The sequence below is a fragment of the Traorella sp. mt218 genome, from assembly GCF_055420025.1.
The window spans coordinates 120,762-140,098 of sequence record NZ_JBVAYM010000001.1 but is presented as its reverse complement, the minus strand read 5'-3'; the positions used below and the strand labels follow the sequence as shown (position 1 = coordinate 140,098).

11 protein-coding genes are annotated in these 19,337 nt (G+C 40.2%); 1 reads left to right on the top strand and 10 read right to left on the bottom strand.

Annotation, left to right across the window (positions count from 1 at the left end; all coding sequences use genetic code 11):
* Positions 1–24: 24 nt before the first annotated feature.
* The 9 genes from rpsO to ppdK all read right to left on the bottom strand — a co-directional run bounded on the left by rpsO (position 25) and on the right by ppdK (position 13,984).
* The gene (gene rpsO, locus ACZYT3_RS00755; protein ID WP_071442591.1) at positions 25–291 is read right to left on the bottom strand and encodes a 30S ribosomal protein S15; all 267 of its coding nucleotides are present in this window, start codon (positions 289–291) and stop codon (positions 25–27) included.
* Between the two features lie 122 nt (positions 292–413).
* The gene (locus tag ACZYT3_RS00750; RefSeq protein WP_464087327.1) at positions 414–2,552 is read right to left on the bottom strand and encodes a Tex family protein; all 2,139 of its coding nucleotides are present in this window, start codon (positions 2,550–2,552) and stop codon (positions 414–416) included.
* 53 nt (positions 2,553–2,605) lie between these two features.
* On the bottom strand, positions 2,606–3,808 hold the full coding sequence (gene pepT / locus ACZYT3_RS00745; protein WP_464087326.1) for a peptidase T: 1,203 nt from the start codon (positions 3,806–3,808) through the stop codon (positions 2,606–2,608).
* A gap of 52 nt (positions 3,809–3,860) precedes the next feature.
* On the bottom strand, positions 3,861–4,217 hold the full coding sequence (locus ACZYT3_RS00740) for a hypothetical protein (RefSeq protein ID WP_294562990.1): 357 nt from the start codon (positions 4,215–4,217) through the stop codon (positions 3,861–3,863).
* A gap of 48 nt (positions 4,218–4,265) precedes the next feature.
* On the bottom strand, positions 4,266–6,377 hold the full coding sequence (locus tag ACZYT3_RS00735) for a transglutaminase-like domain-containing protein (protein WP_464087325.1): 2,112 nt from the start codon (positions 6,375–6,377) through the stop codon (positions 4,266–4,268).
* Position 6,378: 1 nt separating this feature from the next.
* The gene (locus ACZYT3_RS00730) at positions 6,379–7,302 is read right to left on the bottom strand and encodes a DUF58 domain-containing protein (protein WP_464087324.1); all 924 of its coding nucleotides are present in this window, start codon (positions 7,300–7,302) and stop codon (positions 6,379–6,381) included.
* Positions 7,292–8,233 (bottom strand): AAA family ATPase, encoded by a 942-nt coding sequence (locus ACZYT3_RS00725; RefSeq protein WP_294562987.1) that lies wholly within the window; start codon positions 8,231–8,233, stop codon positions 7,292–7,294. The genes ACZYT3_RS00730 and ACZYT3_RS00725 overlap by 11 nt, the downstream gene beginning before the upstream one ends.
* Before the next feature lie 40 nt (positions 8,234–8,273).
* On the bottom strand, positions 8,274–10,661 hold the full coding sequence (locus ACZYT3_RS00720; protein ID WP_464087323.1) for a DUF2207 family protein: 2,388 nt from the start codon (positions 10,659–10,661) through the stop codon (positions 8,274–8,276).
* Between the two features lie 698 nt (positions 10,662–11,359).
* Complete coding sequence (ppdK, locus tag ACZYT3_RS00715) at positions 11,360–13,984, bottom strand: pyruvate, phosphate dikinase (RefSeq protein ID WP_464087322.1); 2,625 nt, start codon at positions 13,982–13,984, stop codon at positions 11,360–11,362.
* Between the two features lie 148 nt (positions 13,985–14,132).
* Here ppdK and ACZYT3_RS00710 point away from each other — a divergent pair, with 148 nt between their 5' ends.
* Positions 14,133–15,014: a YitT family protein gene (locus ACZYT3_RS00710; RefSeq protein WP_294562984.1), complete on the top strand. Its 882-nt coding sequence runs from the start codon at positions 14,133–14,135 to the stop codon at positions 15,012–15,014.
* Positions 15,015–15,057: 43 nt separating this feature from the next.
* On the opposite strand, the gene ACZYT3_RS00705 is transcribed toward ACZYT3_RS00710, so the two are convergent.
* Positions 15,058–19,323 (bottom strand): PolC-type DNA polymerase III, encoded by a 4,266-nt coding sequence (locus ACZYT3_RS00705; protein ID WP_464087321.1) that lies wholly within the window; start codon positions 19,321–19,323, stop codon positions 15,058–15,060.
* Between the last annotated feature and the right edge of the window lie 14 nt (positions 19,324–19,337).

The window sequence follows — 19,337 nt, the reverse complement described above, 5'->3', positions numbered from 1 at the left end:
AAGACATCTTTCGATGTCTTTTCACTACTTTCTTAAATTTAATCTCTCAATCAGATTTCTGTAACGGTTCAGATCCTTCTTCTTTAAGTAAGCCAAAAGATTACGGCGATGACCTACCATCTGAAGCAAACCGCGCTGTGAATGATAATCATGCTTATGCTTTTTCATGTGTTCAGTCAGGTTATTGATATTAGCTGTCAACACTGCTACCTGAACTTCAGGACTACCTGTGTCACCTTCATGAGTGGCAAATTCCTGCATGATTCTTGTTTTTTCTTCTCTACTGATCATTTTTAATTTCCTCCTGTTTCATCGTCGTTCCAATCCGAGATAGAAGCTGAGGATTCAACTATCACAGAATGAAACCTCTAGTATAATATCATATTTTTTTATCGACCGCAATCATTATTTGATTAAATCGGTTCAATCATCGTAAGCTGTACCTTTTGCTTTTCTTCATCGATCTTTTTAACCCAGACATCAACGATATCTCCTACGCTGACAATTTGAGATGGATGTGATATTTTTTCTTTTGACATATTAGAAATATGTACAAGACCGTCATCATGCAAACCGATATCGACAAAAGCACCGAAATCAACGACATTGCGTACAGTCCCCTGCAATTTTTCATTTATTTTCAGATCAGACAGCTCCAAGATATCACTTTTTAATAATACCTTGTCAAATGAATCACGATAATCTCTTAACGGAGAAGATAAGGCATCACAGATATCCTTCCATGTATAATCATCACAGCCTGTATCCTTTTTGATCTTATTCTCATCGCAGCTTTTCAAGGCTTCTTTGATTTTATCGCTGCCAATATCACTGCTGTCCATCTTTAAAGCATCTAATATTTTATAGGTCAGCTCATAGCTTTCCGGATGGATCGCAGTTTTATCTAACACCTCATCCGAATCGATGATCCGTAAAAAACCCGCTGCCTGTTCAAAGGATTTAGCACCGATCTTAGGAATCTTTTTGATTTCATTGCGATTTTTGATCTTGCCATGATTTTCACGATAATCCACGATTGACTGAGCACTGGCAGCACTCAGACCGGAAACATTTTTTAAAAGTTCAACACTTGCCGTATTAATATTTACGCCTACCAGATTGACCGCTTTTTCTACGACAAAGTGCAATCGTTCCTTTAACTTTTTATTAGGAAGGTCATGCTGATACTGACCCACACCAATTGATTCCGGATCAATTTTGATAAGCTCACAGAGCGGATCCATGAGCCTTCTGGCAATCGAGATCGCACTTCTTTTTTCAACGCTTAATTCAGGATATTCCTTGCGTACCAATTCGCTCGCGCTATAAACCGAAGCCCCGGCCTCACTGACAAGCGTAAATTGAATATCATAATGATATTCCTGGATAAACTGTGCAACAAATCTCTCACTTTCCCTGGATGCCGTACCATTCCCGATTGCAATCACTTCGACATGGTATGTATCGATCAATCGTTTCAGCTCTTCCTTGCTTTGTTTGACTCTTGCATTCGGCTCATGTGGATAAATCACGCTGACCTCCAGCATCTTGCCCATCTGATCGATGACCGCTAATTTACACCCGGTACGAAAAGCAGGGTCAAAGCCAAGGATCACCTTGTCTTTTAAAGGCGGCTGAAGCAAAAGCTTTTCTAAATTCATCGAGAATACATCCATGCTGCTTGCCTGTGCTCGTTCAGTCAGCTCGCTGCGGATCTGATTTTCAATGCTTGGTATAGCAAGACGCGTACATCCGTCTTCTACCGCTTTTTCGATCAGCGTTTTGCAGGCTTCACTTTGATGACGAACAAACTTTCTAATGGCATAATTGATACAATACTGATGATCAAAGCTGATCTCACATGTTATGACTTTTTCCTTTTCAGCACGATTGATTGCCATGATATTATGATTTGCGATACGATCTGCCCGTACTGAGAAATCGTAATACATCCGATATACCTTCTTTTCATCATCATGCTTCTTTTTCTCTTTGGTTACGATTCTTCCATAATGCATCATTGAATCATAAATTTTCTGACGGATCTCAAGATGATCGCTTGCCATTTCCGCAATAATATCACTTGCTCCCTGAAGGGCCTCTTCGACGCTTGTCACCTGCTCGCTGATATATTTCTCTGCTTCCTTTATCAAGTCATGATCTTTATTTTTTAAGATCCACTCGCTCAAAGGCTTCAAGCCTTTCGATATTGCTTCGCTCGCCCTTGTCTTACGCTTTTGCTGATAAGGACGATAGATATCTTCTACTTGAGAAAGCTTCACGCAAGCGTCCAACTGCTGTTTGATCTCCTCTGTCAGTTTGCCCTGAGTTTCAATCAGGCGAGCCACATCTTCCTTTCGCTTTTTAAGATTTTGCTGATACGTATATTTTTCTGAAATGCTGCGGATCTGTTCCTCATCAAGTCCCTGTGTCATTTCTTTTCGATAACGAGCAATAAAAGGGACCGTATTTCCCTCTTCAAGCAGCTTTAATGCAGCTTCTACCTGCTCTTTTCTTATTTGCAGCTCTTGAGCTATTGTTTCTAATTCCATCTTATTCACCCATACTTATTATAACTGAAAACTAACCGATAAAAAGACTTGACTTATGCAGATACGATTTTAATCAATACCTCTGTCATCACATCCATATCTTGAATGCTCACATATTCATATCTGCCATGACAATTTTCACTTCCGGTTCCCAGATTCGGACAATTCAGCCCCTTATAAGTCAACATGGCACCATCAGTACCTCCTCGTATCGCTTCACTGTCCCCACGCAATCCACATTCTTTCAAGGCTTTAACCGCCTTATCAATACAACGCATATCTTTTTCAATATAAGTTCTCATATTTTTATATTGCTCATGTATTTCCAAATCAATGATTTCATAACCATAACGCTGATTCATAAAATCCCGAACATTTTCAAGCTCCTTGATCATAGCCGCTAATTTATCTTCATCATGATCGCGGAGAATATAAGAAAGCGTTGCTTCATCACATTTTCCCTGAAAATCAGTCAAATGATGAAAGCCTTCATATCCTTCGGTAATTGCAGGATCTTTAAATGGATCCAAACACATGTGAAACTGCATTCCTGCCAAAGAAGCATTGATCATTTTTCCTTTGGCATCACCCGGATGAACACTTTTCCCATGTACATGGACAACCGCATCGCAGGCATTAAAATTCTCATAAGCAATGACATTGATATCACCGCCATCCACCGTATAAGCATAATCACAATGAAAAGCCTGTAAATCAAAATGATCCGCACCACGCCCAATTTCTTCATCACAGGTAAAAGCTATCCCGATATAACCATGCTTCAAAGATTCATCTTCCATGATTCGCTCTGCCATGCTCATGATAATCGCTATTCCCGCCTTATCATCACCACCAAGAAGCGTATTACCGTCAGTGACGATCAGATCCTGATGAAGATGCCGATATAAATTTTTAAATTCTTTCGGTGAAAGGATCACCCGGGGATTCAATTCAATATCACTGCCATCATAATCTCTAATAACTCGGGGACAAACATCCTTCCCCGAACAATCCGAAGAAGTATCCATATGCGCAATAAAACCAATTCTCTCCTTCAAATCACAATTGGCTTCAATATGTGCATACACTTCACCAAAATCATTCATATAAGCATTTTCAATGCCCATTTCATGCAACTCATCCACTAAGAATCGAGCCAGCTCTTTCTGCTTCATCGTACTAGGTACCGTTGCAGAAGCCGGATCTGAAGTTGTATCAAATTTCACATAATTCAAAAATCTTTCTTCAATCTTCATAAATTAATCTCCTTCTGTTTTTCATTCATTATAATCAAACAAAGACCATCTTTCAATCAAGATGGCCCCTATCAATCATCATTTGTTTCATTTTTTCTAAGATCCACGCATAATCTGCCAGCATTTCTTCATCAGCCTCCAATTTCTTCAATTCCTGATAGGCCATGCGCAATGAATCAAAGGCTTCACGAAGAATCTCCAGATCCGCTTCAAAGATAAAATAATGAAGACGATGGAAGAAAAACGTGATTCTTTGTACCCACGTCAGCTCATGGGTCATCGGATGTCGTTTCATCCTTTCCATAAAATCAAGAAAATCAACTCTTAAAAGAACATCATAAAGATTTTGATAACAGCAATGCAAATGCACATACTCTGTGTGATTTTTATAAGCGATCATATCTTTCATGAATGCATTTTAAAATAAATCAAGCAAAAAGATTGTTGGAATTTAGTATCAGATCAAGCATTTCACGTATTTATAAATCATCTTTTTATACCATGGCAATGAACGATAAACTTCAAGTGAAGATGCTTGTACAAAATCAAACAAAATACGATATTCCTCTTCATCAAGCCCTTCTTCCGAAAAACGATTCTTTTCAAATAAAGAAAGTATTTTCTCATTCTTGACCTGCCGGTATTTTTCAATCCTGCATAAATAATGATAAATTTCAAAAACAGCCTGCTGACGATTCCTCTGGCTCATTTTCCCAACTAATGAACGACGGCGAACGATACGATAGATCACTAACAGCAACGGTAAAACCAGAATCGTTAAGATCACGTATAAAACAGATGATACAGGTTGCCGATCGATCACTTCCTCTGAACCATTTTCTAGCGGATCATCCGGTGTATTATCCGGCTGATTCACTGAAGGATTATTCGGAGTATTATTTGTCGCATCATCCGGGCGATTGTTTTGGACATTTGAAGGCTGCTCAGGATCATTAGACGAAGATCCCTGTGTACTGCCAACGGTTACCTCAACCGGAATCCAGCCATAATTTCGATCAAAAATTTCTACCCATGCATGCGAATCAGAATCAACGACTTTTGCGTTCATATATGAATCAAAGGATGACGCATCAATATGATAGCCCTCCGCATAACGGGCCGGTATTCCGTAATAACGAAACAACAGGGTTGCAGCAGTCGCAAAATGTACACAATAACCTCTTTTATTTTTCAAAAGAAAATACTCTAAAAAGTCTTCACCGTCCGGAGTAGCACCCGGACTCAGCGTATAACGGTATTCACTAAGCAGTGATAAAATCCGACTTGTTGCTTCATCGACAGAAAGTGTCGCTTTCGCCAGATCCATCCTATCTCTAAAGATGCTTTGAATCTCACTTGGAATTTCCAAGTAATGTTCATTTACAAAATTGATATATTCTCCATATTTCCGATTATTGGTAGCAGTATTAGGATTCCATACCTGATAGACAACCGTATCATTCTTATGATCCAGCTTGATATAAATATCATGATTGATACTGTAATCAGCCTCTATCGAACGAAGATAATAAGGTATGGGCGCAAAAACATTCCCTGACCTCAGATCTGTGACCGTAATTTTTTCAGTATCCACCGAGCTTACCTCATATTTCACGATCCATTCATACGAACGTTCAAACTCCGAAGCGCTTAATTCCGAATAAGCTTCATCCTTTAGGGCTTTCCAGCTATTATCCTCATAAACGGCTCCGCTGTAATATTTCAGATAAAGGTCTTCCCTTCTGTTGCGCCTCACCTCAAGATGCTGGGCTCCTGTATAAAATCGATTTCCTGCAAGGTTCAGATCCAGCTCATCATCATCAAATTGCAGGGTTGAAAAAAAGGTAATCAATGAATTAAACCGATCTAAAAGCGACTCGATGGAAAAGGGCTTATAAGCTGTTTCCTTGAAGCGTGCTTCACTCAGTACGAACATAAATCCACCTGAAACGACAAAGACCGTAATTCCTACAATCAAAAGCTGTTTTCCTCTTGCTTTCCAATCGATCAATATCTTTTTATCATTAAACGTTACAAAAAGCATGAACCAGAAAGCAAAAACCAAAAGCATCAATATCCAGTTCAAACGGATCTGAAAAAATAATGAAGGAGATACGAGAAGCAACGATACTATAAAGATCAAAAATGGTTTTCTTCTGTCAAAAAGAAAGCACATGATTTCCGATATAAAGATCTGCATCAGCGAAAGCAGAAGCAATACTTCAATTTGTACTTGATTTCTGGAAAAATAGATATCAAATTTCTGAAAGCTCAATCCTGTATATTGCCTATATGTTTCTACGACCTGATTATATGCATACATCAAAGCATCGATCAATATGCTCTGATTCATGAACACCACAGCAATGCCGCCAGCCAAGATCAGCCAGCAAATCCATTTATATTTGACATAATGCCACAATAAATAAATACAAACAGAAATAAGAAGCAGCAAGAAAAATGCACTCAACGCACTGTCTAAGACCCCGAAATGAACGATAAGCAGCAAAGGCGAAAACATGCATCCCATGCAATAAAGAACAAATGTGATCCGATCATTCTTTTCCACCTTATTCGCCTCCTTCAATTCCCATCTTTGTAATGACCCATTCAGCATGAACAAAATCTTCTCCATCTGCCTTTGGATTTGAAAGAATAGTATGTAATGCCTCTTCATACTCTTTGAGATCAGAAATCTTTTCCTCCATCAATTTATTTTTTGAATACCATTGCACCTGACATTTTGATTTCTGAATCGTCAAATGACAGACAAACTGATATAGATATGAAAGAACCTGCCGGCAGTCTTCTTCATCACCCGAAAGATCTAAAAACAGCTTCATCATGAGGCCTGCATCCTTATATTTATCCTTGATCATCAGTTTCGACTGACGATAACTGACCTTATAATGAATATCCTTGACAGAATCTCCTTCTCGATATTCCCGAATATCATAGTCCTCATTTTTCTGCTGATTATAGTTACGCAGCTTCTCATTGACCTGAGCATTCAATTTTCGATACGATTCATCAATATAAGGATAACAAAAGCTCTCCATTTTTTCCTGACAACGTATCTTTTTTGAAAAGATGCCTAACATATCAATGATCCGACACGACTTGATGGAAATCACAGATTTTCCTAAATGAAAAAGTGATTCATCCAAAGGTATATAAACGCTGCCGCCACATACTAAAAACTGTTTTGACTGTGAAAGGGATGTATCCAAAAAAAGATTGTTTATGACGATTTCAATTTTTATTCGTCCAACGGGAAAAAAGCCCTTTCCTCTAAATACTAAATTCATTTCATTTTCTGATTGCAGAAACTGAAAGGTGATCTTTCGATACATCATGAGCATGCAGAAAACACTTTTCACTATCAATGAAAACAAAAGCACGATCAGCAGCAATAAATAATAGGCTCTTGTTATAAGGAACGTAATGATAAGAAGAAAAGCTAACAATAAAACAAATAAGCGTCTAGCCAGCATGTTTCTCACTCAGGGAAGGCTGCTGAACAGAATTCAATACTTCCTGAAGAATCTGTCTTTTAACCTCATTTTCCTTTGAATGACGGGCACTGGCAGATACGATTCGATGTCCTAACACATCAAAGAATACTTCTTGAATATCTCGCGGAATCACATAACTGCGCTCATGCAGATATGCGTTTGCCTTTCCCATCTGAATCAGACAAATCGATCCACGCGGCGATGCTCCCAAAGAAAGCTGATCATGGGAACGAGTCGCATCAACAAGACGAACGGCATATTTCATGATTTCATCATGAACATATATACGATCTACCTCTTTCTGCATTTCGCAAAGCTCATCAGCTGTAAGTACCTGTGATATCTGATACTTTTCAGGATGCTGCTTACGGCGAAGAATCTCCACTTCACTTTCCGCATCAGGATAACCTAATGAAAGACAGATCATGAATCGGTCAAGCTGGCTTTCAGGCAAAAGCTGTGTACCGGCAGAACCAAAAGGATTTTGGGTCGCAATGACATTAAACGGATCATATGCCTGAAAAGTAACCCCATCTACAGTAATCTGGTTTTCTTCCATGACTTCCAGCAATGCCGACTGTGTTCTGCTTGATGTACGGTTGATTTCATCTGCCAGAAAAAGATTACAGAAAACTGCTCCCTTATGTAATACAAATTCACCGCTATTTTGATCCAGAGCATTAAAGCCAACGATATCGCTTGGCAAAACATCCGGTGTAAACTGGATTCGGCGCCATTCAAGGCCTAAAGCCTTCGCAAAAGCATTTGCCAGAGTAGTCTTTCCGACACCGGGCATATCCTCAAGCAGAACATGTCCCCTGCTCAGAATAGCCATCATGATCTTGTTGACCTCATTTTCCTTGCCAACGACAGCTTTGTTGACCTCATCAATTATTTTTTTCGCTCTCATCTTTCCCTCCTGTTTTTTTATAATTAGTCACTTAAAATTACTACCAGCCGCGGGAACCGCCGCCACCGCTGCCTCCGCCGGAGCTTCCGCCACCAGAGAAGCCGCCGCCACCTCCACTGTAACCGCCACCATCAGAGCTGGAAGATGAAGGTGAAGACATACTGCTGCTCATCGAACGTGTCAGGGTATGCGCAAAGGAATTAAAGGTTGCATAAGTCATGATATCACCTGTTTGATAAGAAGGCGGTTCCATTGCCAGCTCACTAAATTTATCCTGCCATATCTTTGTCACGTGCAGTGCCTGCGCATAAGGAAGAATATGATAGTAATACTCAGGATCTTCCTCTAAAAGCCTTTCCAGCTGATCCTTTTGCGCTTCTTTGATAAACCGTTTGAACCCTTTTAACTCACCGATCAAAGCCAATGCCTGAGGCGAATATTTTTTGATTCCCCTAGCAATAAGAAACGCAAAAATGCATTCAAATGCCGTTACCATCAGCTGTGTCTGATATATCTCAGTTACGACACTGATGATCAGGTAAAACATGCCGATAGGCATAAATAGAAATAAATAATAGAAAATCTTCGAAATGATACGATCTTTATGTTCAAATAATCTGGAAATCAACAGCATCAATATCATAAAGATCATAGCCGGAGAAAGAGAAATTATTTTTATGATACATTCACTGACCCATTCTTTCGACTCTGCCATGCTTAAAACAGCGATCATGGTCAAAAAGAGGAGCAATGCTGCGATATAAATCAATAATTTGATTCCATTGCCCATTTTTTCATACATAGGCATCTCTTTGTACTTCTCAATGATCTTTTTTCTTGCACGATTGATATCAACATAAAATCTGCCTTTTAAATCATCACTGGTGACCTCATGATCATGACCATGCTCAAACATGCTGTCAAAAAGTTTTCTCTCATAAGAAGGACAATGTCCGGGAAGCTCATTGACCTTGATTAATGTAAATTCACCATCAATTCCCTTGATTTGCAAAGCACCTAATCCTGCCCAATAGAAAATCAATGAAGTCATATCCTCATTAGAAAGCCTGCCATCAATGACATATCCTGCCTCAGCACTGTTCATGGACCTTGGCGGATAAAAACTAACAGGCTCTACAAAACGTGGACGAAACACGACATATCGAATGAAGCTAGCAATCATTACCAATATCACACCTATCATCGGTATCACATTTACAGCCGGCGGTGTAGGACGATAGAAATCAGCTGCCGACAAGTACAATGAAAGCTCCAGCTTTTCTTCCGGCTGCAAAACATCACGGGTTATCAAGGTCAGCGTATGATCATTCTGAGTGACTTCATAGCGCTGTGAACCCGTATCATCATTCCATCTGCCTATAAATACCCTGTAATCAGAAAGCACAGGCATAGTAATTTCCACATGCACATTTTCTGTCTGGGCATCTTCATAATAATCCAGCAGTGACAACTTTAATTCACCATCCGCAATGATCTTTGGATGTAAGAGATACTTCATTTCAATCGTATATTCACCGGCTTCATCTAAATGAGCATAATATTCAGAACTCTTCTTTACCCGATTAACAAGACACTCAAAATCATACAGCTCTGTTTCAGAACTATAAAAAGCATCAAAATCCGGACTTAAGGGATAAGACACATCATCTTCATTTGCAGTAAGCTGAATGATTTGTGTTACATGAAAATCCTGTGCTTCATCGATATTGATCTGAATCGTTTTTTGGTGAACGATATACGGATAAACATAAGCAGGTGCATCTGCGAATGCTCCCTGATTAAGCTGTATCTGTACGGTTGCAGCTTCATATGGCTCAATCGTTTGATTCGATTCAATAAATATTTCATTTTCACCCATCGTATAATCCAGTTTTTTATTTTCTTTGCTTCCATAATATCCGTCACGAAGCGTAACATTCTCAACCGTCGCATGATTTGGCCATACGATATGTGCACTTAAATGACAGGTAGGTGAATCAAAATCATCTCCAATCAGATTCAGATAGATATAATCATAATTCTCATCATAATCCTGATAGTGAGCCAGCGTATAAGTCAGCACATAACGCTTTTTACCACTCACCGTCTTATCTGCATCACCTATTCTTATTTCTACTCCTGAATAGGTTTCCTCAATTTGATACGGGGCTCCTTCGACATGGATATCCTTGATCTTATATCCCTCAGCATCACTTTCTTCGGGAATACTGCGGATGATCCCATGCATTTCTTCTTCATAATAAACATCCAGCGTTTCCGTGATCTTAAATTCCCTTTTAGAATTGACCTCAACTTCAACATCAATATTTTCATAATAATATCCCGTTGAATCTGCCTTTATCGTCAATGAAGGAAGAAATACAAGCAGCATCGAAAAAATAATGCAATAAACCATATTTTTTCGCATCGTCATTCCCCCTTTCTTTTTTTACTAATTATAAGCTATCAGAGCAATAGAAAACAAGATAAAAATCATGAACCATCCATAAAAACATAGACCTTCAATAGACAGTAAAATACCACATACTGCCTCCTTTTTATAGTCAAAGCTTACATCAACAGACATGTCCCAAATGATTTAAGCATGCCAGCCAAAGCCAACATCAAATAGTAAATAAAATATCAAGCTATAAATATCATGGTGAAATCATCGATCACACCGACTATTTTTTTTCAAACAATGCTAATAAAATCATCAGCGCAAGAAATATCAATACTCCAAGCTCAATTACGATAATGAATTCAAATTCTTGTATATTGCTCACCAAATAAATACAGATGATCGCTGAAGTCTATTATTTATAGCTTGGATAAGTACCTTGTCGATCAAGGATAAAACATATACACTGATACTACGATTCATTTCTTTCATGCTGCCTCCTTTTCAAAATTATAGTAAGTCGGTAAATAAATGAAACAAAAAAACTTTTTATGTAAGTCCTTTCACCTTTTTATATTATAATATTTTATATACATCGTCAACAATACATAGATCCTATATGCATACATTTACATCAATCATGATTTATAATATCTCTTTTGTCATAAATTTCCTAAAATATACCTAAAAAAAGTACCTTCAAATGAAAGTACTTTTTCAGTCATTTATTTATTGCGAATTGCTGCCTGTGCAGCCGCTAAACGGGCAATTGGTACACGGAACGGTGAACAAGAAACATATGTCAATCCTAAACGATGACAGAAATCAATCGAACTAGGGTCACCGCCATGCTCACCGCAAATACCTAATTTGATATCCGGGCGAATCTTTCTTCCGCCTTCAGCTGCCATCTTGATCAGTTTTCCAACACCTTTCTGGTCAATACGGGCAAACGGATCCTGCTCATAGATCTTCTTATCATAGTAATCCTTCAAGAATCCGCCGGCATCATCTCTTGAGAAACCGAAGGTCATCTGTGTCAAATCGTTCGTTCCGAATGAGAAGAATTCAGCTTCTTCAGCAATTTCATCCGCCAATAAAGCAGCACGTGGAATTTCGATCATCGTTCCAACTTTATAATCTAAGCGCACTCCATTTTTCTCCATGATTTCTTCGGCTTTCTTCACAACGATATTCTTGACAAACTTAAGCTCTGCCTTATCACCAACAAGAGGAATCATGATTTCCGGATGTACATCAAATTCAGGATGCTTCTTATTGACATTGATCGCTGCCTGAATCACGGCTTCCGTCTGCATTTCGGCAATCTCAGGATAGCTGACAGCCAAACGGCAGCCACGATGACCCATCATCGGGTTAAACTCATGCAGAGAAACAACGACATTCTTCAATTCTTCAAATGTCATCTTCATTTCATCAGCCAAAGCAGCAATTTCTTCATCCGTATTCGGAAGGAATTCATGCAGAGGCGGATCTAAGTAACGAATCGTTACCGGAAGACCCTGCATCACTTCATAAATTGCTTCAAAGTCACCCTGCTGCATCGGCAGGATCTTTGCCAGTGCAGTACGGCGCTGTTCTTCCGTCTTAGAAACGATCATTTCACGAACCGCTTTGATACGGTCACCTTCAAAGAACATATGCTCGGTACGAACCAGACCGATACCTTCAGCACCAAACTCAACAGCCTGTTTCGCATCTCTCGGTGTATCCGCATTCGTTCTTACTTGCAGCTTACGCGTATTGTCAGCCCAAGTCATAAATCTTTCAAAATAACCGCTGATCGTTGCCGGAACAGTCTTAACTGCTTCACCATAAACATTTCCTGTAGAACCGTCAAGTGAGATCCAGTCTTTTTCATGATACGTCACACCATCTACCGTGAACGTCTTGGCTTCTTCATTGATCTTAACGGCATCACAGCCGGATACGCAGCAAGTACCCATACCACGGGCAACTACTGCGGCATGACTTGTCATACCACCGCGAACCGTCAGGATACCTTCGCTCGCAGCCATGCCCTGAATATCCTCCGGACTTGTTTCTAAACGAACCAGGACGACTTTTTCACCATTGGCATGAGCAGCAATGGCATCTTCTGCTGTGAAATATACCTGTCCCGCTGCAGCTCCCGGTGAAGCAGCAAGACCTCTTGCAATCACTTTCGCCTTCTTTAACTCATCAGCATCAAACTGTGGATGTAACAACGCATCCAGCTGCTTTGGATCCACCTTCATCAACGCTTCTTCCTCATTGATCAAGCCTTCATCCACCAGATCACAGGCAATCTTCAATGCTGCGGCAGCCGTACGCTTTCCGCTGCGTGTCTGAAGCATATACAGATTTCCGTTTTCAATCGTAAATTCCATATCCTGCATATCTTTATAATGATTTTCCAAAATTCCACAAATTTCCACGAACTGCTCATACGCATGAGGCGCTACTTCCTTCAGCTTGTCAATCGTCTGAGGTGTACGAACACCGGCAACAACATCCTCACCCTGCGCATTCATCAAAAATTCTCCAAACAGTTTCTTCTCTCCCGTGGCCGGATTACGGGTAAAGGCAACACCTGTACCACAGTCATTTCCCATATTACCGAAGACCATCGACTGAACATTGACAGCCGTTCCCCAAGAGGACGGGATATCGTTAACTTTACGATAATAAATCGCACGTTCATTATTCCAGCTCTTAAACACCGCTTCAACAGCCTTGATCAGCTGCGTGCGAGGATCCGTTGGAAAATCATCATGAAGCTGTTCACGATAAAATTCCTTAAACTTTGAAACCATTTCCTTCATTTCATCAGCATTCAGATCAGAATCCAGCTGTACGCCGCGTTCAGCCTTGATCTCATCAATGATCGTTTCAAAACGAGCTTTAGACAATCCCATGACAACATCCGCAAACATCTGAATGAAGCGTCTGTAAGAATCATAGGCAAAGCGCGGATTATTCGTCTTTGCGGCAATCGTTTCCACGACCTCATCATTGATACCCAAATTCAGAATCGTATCCATCATACCAGGCATACTAGCTCTGGCACCGGAACGCACGGATACCAACAAAGGATTATCCTTATCCCCTAATTTTTTTCCGGTTTTCTTTTCTAATTCACCTAACGCTTCAAAGATTTCTTTCTGAATCTCATCATGGATTTGTTCTCCGTCATCATAGTAACGGTTACAAGCTTCCGTCGTCACCGTAAAGCCAAAAGGAACCGGCATTCCAAGCTTCGTCATTTCCGCCAGGTTCGCTCCCTTTCCTCCAAGAAGCTCACGCATTTGACCATTACCTTCAGAGAACAGATAAACATATTTTGTCATTAAAAATTCCTCCTAGTAATATGTAATCGCTTACCAACATATTATAGCTTTTTTTTTCTTAATTGACTAGTCTAAACTATAAATAATTCAAATCCGGTTGACAAAACCAAATCTCAATAGTATAACAACATCATCAAAAGGAGTTTATATGAAACATTCAAACAACATTGAACATCAAATATCTATCCGACAATTCAAAGCCTTATCCCTTGTAATACTTTCAAGCTTTCTTTCAGCAGTTGCAGTACAGGGATTCGTGGAAACGGCCCATCTCTATCCTTCCGGTTTTTTGGGGATCGCTGTTTTGATCAATCGTCTTTCTTTAAAATTTTTACATTTTGATCTTTCATTCAACCTTCTGTATCTGATATTGAATCTGGCTTCTATTTTTCTGGTAAGAAAGGTAGCCGGTAAAAAGTTTCTTCTCTATTCAGGACTGCAGTTTGTTCTCGTTTCTTTTTTCATTACCCTGATTCCCCGTTTTTCCCTTGTCGATGATCCGCTGCTTCTCAGCCTTTTCGGAGGTGTCATTGCCGGTTTTTCAAGTTTATTGGCCTTACAGGCAAATGCCAGCAGCGGCGGCATGGATTTCATTGCGATTTATATGTCACACAAATACAATAAGCCCTTTTGGAATCAGATCATGCTCTTCAATATCCTCATCTTGATCATTGCCGGCATTTATTTTGGCTTTTATGATGCCTTCTATTCCATGATCTATCAGTTTGCAGCCACCTACATCATCAATAATCTTCATGACCGTTATAAGCTTGTTTCCTTGCGCCTGATTACATCTAAACCTGAAGAAATCAGCAATCTGATATTTAAGATGACCCAGCATGGTGCTACCCAACTCTATGCCCAGGGCGCATATACAAAAGAAGAAAAGACCATGCTGATCCTTGTCTGCAATTCCTTTGAGGTCAATGAGCTCGCATCACAGGCCCAGCTCATCGATCCGCAAATATTCATCACTGTATCGAAGACCGAACAGATCATCGGTAACTACGAACAAAAAAATATCGAATAAAAGACTGCAGCCAGATATTGACTTATCTGAATGCAGTCTTTTTTTAAAATAAGGACATTTGATTTTCTTCCTGAAGATCTTTTAATACGCCCATGCTTTCCAATTTCTTGATGTGGGTTCCATTCAAAGAAGTACGTGCCATCAGATCCTGTTTTGATAAGAATGGACGTTTTTCTCTTTCTTCAACAACCGTTTCCGCAACATTGCTTCCCAATCCATCAATCGTCGTAAATGGTGGTATGATCGTATTCTTATGATCCGGATCTACGATAAAGGTGCTTGCCTGTGAGCGATTCAGATCGATATTGCCGATCCGATAACCGCGCAATACCATTTCCAAAGCCAGTTCCAAGGTTGAATAAATATCTTTTTCTTTTTTAGATACTTCATTTTTATATTCATTGGAATTCATCTTTTGGGCAATTTCATTCATTCTTGAACGAATCATGTTTTCACCGGCAATCATCGTTTCAATTTCATAGGCATCACAGCGAATCGAAAAGAACATGCAGTAATAATATAAAGGCTGATGGACTTTAAACCAGGCAATACGCACCGCCATCATGACATAGGCAACCGCATGGGCTTTCGGGAACATGTATTTGATCTTTAGACAGCTGTCAATATACCAAGGATCGATATTATATTCCTTCTTGCTCATTTCCTCTTTCCACTCATCCTTCAAGCCTTTACCTTTACGAACGCTTTCCATGATCGTAAAAGCCAGCTTCGCAGGAAGTCCCTTATGAAGCAGATACACCATGATATCATCACGACATCCGATAACATTCTTCAATGTACACTGACCGCTGTCGATCAGATCCTTGGCATTGTTCAGCCAGACATCCGTACCATGAGAAAGACCGGAAATACGTACCAGTTCATCAAAAGTCGTAGGTTTGGTCAATTCCAGGATACCGCGGACAAAAGGTGTACCAAACTCCGGAATACCAGCAGCTCCCGTAACTTCTGTATTTTTAGAGGTATCTATATGTAAACTTTCGACACTTGAGAAAATTTTCATCGTTTCCGGATCATTCATCGGAATCGTTTTCGGATCGATCCCGCTTTGTTCTTCCAATAGCTTCATCGCTGTCGGATCGACGTGACCGAGAATATCAAATTTCAAAAGATTGTCATGGATATCATGGAATTCAAAATGAGTCGTTTTCCAATCGGCAAATGGGTTATTTGCCGGATACTGTACCGGTGTGAAATCATGAACATCAAATTCATTCGGTACGACAAGGATACCTCCCGGATGCTGTCCGGTCGTACGTTTGACCCCGTCACAGCCCTTCGCCAAATGAAGGATCTGTGCCTGACGCATCTGACCCTCAATACCCATTTCTTCTTCATACCCCTTCACATAACCAAAGGCCGTCTGCTGGGCAACCGTACCAATCGTACCCGCTCTAAATACATGGTCTTCACCAAAGACTTCTTTAAGATAATTATGGGCTCGCGGCTGATAGTCACCCGAGAAGTTCAAATCAATATCAGGAACCTTGTCCCCTTCAAATCCCAGAAAGGTTTCAAACGGGATATCCTGTCCGTCACCACGAATGATCTCACCGCAATTCGGACATTTCTTATCCGGCAGATCAAAGCCACTGGCAACTGAACCGTCAGTAAAAAACTCGACATAATGACATTTTGGACAAACATAATGAGGTGCCAATGGATTAACCTCTGTGATATTGGCCATGGTCGCCACAAAGCTGCTGCCGACAGAACCTCGGCTTCCGACCATATAGCCATCTTCCAGACTCTTCTTCACCAACAGATGTGAAATATAGTAAACCACATAAAAACCATGTCCGATGATCGAATCCAGTTCACGCTTCAAGCGGTCCTCAACGATCTTCGGAAGCGGATTGCCATATTTTTTATACGCATTTTCATAACAGATCTCTGCCAGCTTCTTATCTGAATTTTCCATCTTAGGCGGGAAAAGCGTATCATAGACCGGATTGATCTTTTCAATCTGATCGGCAATCAGATTCGTATTTTCGACAACGATCTCATAAGCCTTCTTCTCATCTAACCAGTTAAAGCATTCCAGCATTTCATTCGTGCTTCTGAAATGCTGATCCGGATTGATCGTCGTTCTGCGGCGCTGGGCATCATAGATATATAAAGGATGACGTTTGCCTCCGATCGCTTGCGAATTGATATAGATATCACGGATCTTCTTTTGCGATGGCTCTACATAATGACAATCACCCGTCGCAACGACCAATTTTCCCAACTCATCCGCCGCTGCAATGATACCCGATAAGATCTCTTTTAAGCGATCCTGGCTGGCAATCGTATTCCTTTCGATCAAAAAGCGATAATTTTCTAATGGCTGAATTTCTATAAAATCATAGAAAGAAACGACTTTTTTCAATTGCTCTTCATTACGGGTATGAGCGATCTCAAACACTTCGCCATTGCTGCAGGCACTGCCCAATAAAAGGTTTTCCCTTCTTTCCTCGATCTCTCTTCGAAAGATACGCGGTTCGGCGACAATATTCGCACTGCTTTTGCCATTATAAGCCAAATGCTTCGTATGAGATAAGGTAATCAGTTCAAACAAAGATTTCAGTCCTGCCTTATTTTTCGCAAAGACAACGATATGCTTTACCCTCACCTTAGAAAAACAGGCTTCTGTATAATAATGAGATAGCTCATTTAAGGTCTTTACATCTTTGAGTTCATTCAGCATATTCAAATAAACATCACTCAGCACCTGCGCATCATAATCAGCACGGTGAGCAACCTCTTCATCATATTTGATATTATAGATACGGGCAACATTGCCAAGACGGTGGGCCTTGCGATCCGCGTGCATCGAATAAGACAGATCCAAGGTATCAATCACCGGATTTTCCAATGGCTTCCGTCCGATACGGATCAGTGAATCATTGATAAAGTTTACGTCAAAAGAAGCATTATGAGCCACCAATACCCGATCTCCAATAAATTCTAAGATTTTATCAGCGGCTTCTTCAAAAGGCAAAGCATTTGCCAGATCATCTTCCGTGATATTTGTCAAATTGGTCGTAAAAGCACTTAAAGCAACAGGAGGCTTGATAAACATCTGTAATTTGTCTTTTACTTCACGATTTTCAACGATGACACCGCCAAATTCGATGATATGATCATAACGGCTCGATAAGCCGGTCGTTTCAAGGTCAAAGATACAATAGCTCGCTTCTTCCAGCTTCGTATCATTCGGATGGGTCACGATGTTCAATTCAGGATCGACCATGTTCATCTCAACCCCATACAGCATCTTGATCGGATGCTCTCTTCCCTTATTGATCTTTTCCAGATAACGCTGGGCCTTTGGAAAATCCTGTACGACCAGATGATCCGTGATCGCTAAAGCCGTATGGTTCCATGCTGCTGCCTGATCGATATACTGGGAAATATCACTGACCCCATCCATTTCTGAAAGCTTGGTATGCAGATGAAGCTCAACCCTTTTCTTTTCGGCAGTATCTTCACGCATTTTTTTCTCGATCACTTCTATTCTGTCCGGCATAAAAACAAGAGTGCGTAAATAAGAATCATCGACCACTCTTCCATAGGCACGGATTCGCTGGCCTACCTTTAGCTGGTTCATCTCTTCTTCGCTTAAACGTGCTCCTGAAAAACGTTTCATGACGATCGCATCGTCATCGTCTGCCAGATAAACGCTTTGCAACATGCTCTTTCCTACCGGACGCATCTCGATTTCAAAGATATCTCCCCATATCTCTACATTTTCACAGGCTTCATGAATTTCATGAAGCGTAAGCGGCAGATATGTTTTTTTACCTCGTGGGACATAACTCTTTTTTTCTTTAGGAGCTTCAGGTGTATAAGTAACTTTCGGTGCTTTTACCTTTTTCACCTCTTCAATCAAAACAGCTGTTTCCTTTTCCTCTTCAAGCTTTAAACCTGCTTTTTTCAGCCATTCCTGAAGCACGTAAAAATCTTCTGTCTGCTCTTCGCTGATCTTCATCTTTCCTTCGTGAATCTCATTATGCAGATGCAAGTGATTTAAAATGATACACTCATCCGCATATTCCTTTAAAAGCCCATCCTCCATGCTCATGTTCAAAACAGAGATTTCCATCTCTACGCTGCATTTGAGATGCTTCATCAGGCGGTCCTTCAACATGCGCCATATTTGAAAAGGAAGCGGCTTTTCAAGCTTCAGATAGACACAAAGCTTTTGGCTGCTTTTATAATAAACGGGCTTCTCCATTTTTGCTTGTTGAAAATAAGAGCTTTCTTCTTCCATTTTCAGCTGTTTCAACAGATACTCAATATTCATGAAAATCTCCTTTC